Annotated in this window: 4 protein-coding genes; 3 read left to right on the top strand and 1 reads right to left on the bottom strand. The window is 63.3% G+C overall.

Annotated features, from left to right (window positions below):
* The first annotated feature begins 664 nt into the window (after positions 1 to 664).
* From B6S44_RS29490 to B6S44_RS24915, 3 genes are all read left to right on the top strand, one after another.
* Positions 665 to 814 (top strand): hypothetical protein, encoded by a 150-nt coding sequence (locus tag B6S44_RS29490; protein ID WP_164985952.1) that lies wholly within the window; start codon positions 665 to 667, stop codon positions 812 to 814.
* Positions 815 to 1,127: 313 nt separating this feature from the next.
* A complete protein-coding gene (locus B6S44_RS24920) occupies positions 1,128 to 1,607 on the top strand; it encodes an Hsp20 family protein (protein ID WP_129159576.1) in 480 nt (159 codons plus the stop codon).
* Between the two features lie 425 nt (positions 1,608 to 2,032).
* Complete coding sequence (locus B6S44_RS24915; RefSeq protein ID WP_129159575.1) at positions 2,033 to 2,314, top strand: DUF6894 family protein; 282 nt, start codon at positions 2,033 to 2,035, stop codon at positions 2,312 to 2,314.
* A gap of 766 nt (positions 2,315 to 3,080) precedes the next feature.
* Here B6S44_RS24915 and B6S44_RS24910 read toward each other — a convergent pair.
* On the bottom strand, positions 3,081 to 3,530 hold the full coding sequence (locus B6S44_RS24910) for an autotransporter outer membrane beta-barrel domain-containing protein (RefSeq protein WP_129159574.1): 450 nt from the start codon (positions 3,528 to 3,530) through the stop codon (positions 3,081 to 3,083).
* Between the last annotated feature and the right edge of the window lie 160 nt (positions 3,531 to 3,690).

The following is a 3,690-nucleotide window of genomic DNA, read 5'->3' as shown; positions in this document are numbered from 1 at the left end:
GGAGTCGGCCCTCCGGTAGTGGCTGGTGTGCGGGGATCTTATGGCGTCAGCCCCTGGGTCAGAAAGGATTCAAAGACCGTAACCCGCTGGGCCTTTTCTCGCTGGACCCGGCTGTCTTCCAACTTGGTGGCGGTGCCTGGTCTCGCTTTGGGCGCCGGCGGCATCAGCGCATCGTAGCAGTCGAGCCGTTCCTTTGTGCCCGGTTCGCGAGCACCGCAGGCCTGGAACCCTGCAGGAACTAGCGCATCAGCTCCGGACGCAGAGAAACCAAAAGCCAGAGCGGCGACCGCAGCGACAATCCAAATACGCAATCTTGCCTCCCGCTCATTGTCGATAGAGGAGCACGCGGGATGTGGAGAGTCGATCCAAACGCTGCCGGCAGGGGGCGCTCTGGACCACGTGGCGCTGCCGAGCGTGTACGTGTCGGCTGCCTCCGAGCGTCGGCCGTCGTCATAGAACGGGACTTTGAATACAACCACTCATTGTTCTCAGGAGGCGGCCAAATGGAAGAGATGCTTATATTCGGCCTACTCATCGCCGGTGCCGTCGCCGGCCATCCCTGGCCCGTAGGTTGGATGGACTGACCGGCGGGTCCGCCCACCGATATTGCCGAACCTCCCAGGCTCCCCCGCGTTGGTCTCCGTCGGCCTACCCGGAGATGCCTATGCTCGAAGACCTGACGACGTTCGCCGGCGTCACAATCGGAATGCTGTTGAGCGTGGGGGTTGGCTGGCGGCTCGGCAGGATCATGTCTCCACGACCGCGAGAGCTCCGCGAGTTGGCGCGCGATCTGGAGCAAGGGCGCCAACGCTGAACGGTATGGAACCGGTGGCCTCGCGGCGCGTTTCCGAAGCCTCCTTTGACCAAGCCAACTCAGCCCCGCTGGCGCCCACCGGCGGGGCTTTTTGCGCGCCGTGCAAGGCCCGCAGCAGCATTGTGCCGAACCAACTGTCGAACTTAACGAGCCTCGGAAATTGGCGACAGAGGCCCCCTTGAACTCCGTTTCAGCCAACCCAAATCGATCGATGCCGATCGCCAATTTCAAAGGGATCGGCGGTCGAGCCGGCGACGGTGAGGCCCGCGCTCGACTGTTTTTGTACCCATGTTGCTCAAAGGAGGATGTGGCTATGAGAACCGTATCTGATTTTTCCCCGCTCTATCGGTCCAGCATCGGCTTCGACCGTGTGTTCAACGCATTGGAAGCTGCTAGTCGGCTGGACCCTGCCGGGAGCAGCTGGCCGCACTACGATATCTTAAAGTCCGGGGATAACGACTATCGCATAGTCATGGCTGTTGCCGGCTTCGGCCCGGATGACTTGACCATCATGCACGAGCCGAATGTCCTCCTGGTTTCCGGCCAGAAGACGAGTGAGGACAGCCGCGAGTATCTGCATCACGGCATAGCCGAGCGTGGTTTCCAGCGCCGCTTCGGTCTAGCCGATCATGTGCAAGTCGTGGCGGCCAGCCTCGAGAACGGCCTGTTGACCATCGACCTGACGCACGAGCTGCCAGAGGCGCTGAAGCCGCGTCAGATCCAGATCGGGACGGGCAAGATGACATCGAAAAGCGCTGCTCGGCAGATTGAGGCCGAAAAGACTGCAGCCTAGGAAAGCGGAGTCCGATGTGGGGCCGGGAGTTGAGCCCGGCGTCACGGATCGGTGCATCCGCTCGAACGCCCCGTTGGCGCCGCCAGCGGGGCCCTTTTGCGCCTCTTGCCAAAGGTCAGAAGCGCTCTAAATCATTCAACGCTTAAGGCTTTTCAGGGGAAAGGGATGCCATTCTCATCACTGACGGATCCAATAAAACTGGCTCGGGCTGGCGCGGCATTAACAGCCGCATGGGAAGAGGTCAGGACAACGCTGCCTGATCAATGTGATGAGCGCGAACGAACTCGATTGGCCTATATCGTGGCCAGCTTGGTGACGCTCGCAGTGAACGAGGACGACCTCGCTCGGCGCGCGATCGAGCGTTTCCTGGCGGGATAGCGGAACATGACTGGATGCGGCGCATTTTTCGCTAGAGGAGCCGCGCCATGCCTAAATTCCGGGTGACCACCAAGGATCCGAGCGGCTCCGGCCGTCATCACATCAACTTTCCAAACGAGCAAGCCGCAGCCGACGACGCGCAACGCTCGTTGGCGGATATGGCCAGAGACGCTCTTCCCAACGGCAAGCGCGCAGGCTTCAAAGTGAGGGTCGAAGATCAGTCCGGCGAGGAGGTTTACCGGGGTTCACTCGACTTCAAGGGGCAAGGTCGAAAAACCGCGGACCCGAGGAACCGACCAACGACTAGCCAGTTCAATGCTCGGCGCTAGTTGGTCCTCGCGCCTCGCCTCTCGCCGACGGGCAGCTCCCCCGTTCCTCATCGGCGAGAGGCAGCTCTTCAGGGCCAGTAGCTCGAATTGGTCCGCCGGACGATTCTGCCTTTTCTGTCCGATGCAGCATGCTAGCTTGGGAATGGCGCTTCCACTGCCAGCGCCACGCCACTCGCCGATGGACTGCCGCTTCCCACGCGTCCATCGGCGAGAGGTTAGAAGTTCTCCGAATGGCATAATCGGGGAAGCCATGAGCGAAAGTCGCGTCTTAGATCCCGACCACGTTCCCGAGACGTTTGTCGCAGGCCCCTTCAATTGCTCGGTGACAGGCGCTTTCGCGACTCTGACTTTCACGCATGCGCGGCCAATAGTAGAGAAAATCCTAGCGCGCCCATCGGCAGAACTGAGTTTCGAAGCTGTGGTTCGGGCTCGGCTCGTGATGCCGGTGGAGGGATTGCAGAATTTGCGCGACTCGATTGATGCGCTCCTGAGGGGGCGATTAGTCGATCAGCCTCAACGCCACCCCAGCAGCCATTAGTTTGCCGGCGCCGGTTTTGGTCCGCCCGGCCCTGCTGGCGACGTCGCGCTTCCCGCGGTGAGGCAGTCCTCATTGCAGCGATTAGGTGCGGGCATGGGCTTTTTCTTTCCATCCGGCCTGCCAGCCTGAGCTCGGCGCTCCCCAACCCAGCGCCATGCCTCTCGCCGGTGCAGTCGCCCCCCGCGCACATCGGCGAGAGGCAGAGATTCACATGCAGTCGGAGCGCCGTCAGAACCTGACGGCGAGGTTTGCCTTGAAGGCGTGGTCCTGTGCGCTTTCGGCAAGCTGTCCGGTATAGGACGCTCCCAAGGTGGCGTTGGCGCCCAGCGCGATATCGAGCCCGGCCTCGACGACCGCTGCGTTCTTCGCGATCGGCAGACCGGCGACCGAGAACGGATTGCTGCCGGCGAAGGCGAGCGTCGCTGTCGGCGTGACGTCGCCGAAGGCCTGGCGCCAGGCCAGCCCGCCGCGCAACGTCAGGTCCAGGCCCTGCATCGCGAAGCCGGTCGAGGCGCGCAGCCCCAGCGTCGAATAGCCGAGGCTGGTGTCGTCGCCTCGGCTGCTCAGCGCAGCGGCGCCGCCGGTCTCCGTCAGACCGTCCGTGTGCAGGTTGACATAGGCCAGGCCGGCGAAGGGCTCGAGCGCCACCTTGCCGAGCGCGGTCTGGCCGAGAGCGATGCGCTAGCCGAGCTCGCCGAAGACCTTGGCCGTGCCGGCGTCGGTATCGGCGTTCAAGCCGTCGCCGAAGCCGGCCAAGGCGACGGTCCGCGGGGTGCCTCACGCGGTGCCGGCACTGGGCACGCCCGGCCGCGCCCCCAGGCCGCGCCTGTCGCCCCCC

Source organism: Allobosea sp. Tri-44 (assembly GCF_004123845.1).
Classification (GTDB): Bacteria; Pseudomonadota; Alphaproteobacteria; order Rhizobiales; family Beijerinckiaceae; genus Allobosea.
Note: the sequence above shows the minus strand (reverse complement) of the source record. Positions and strands in the feature narration are given on the sequence as shown.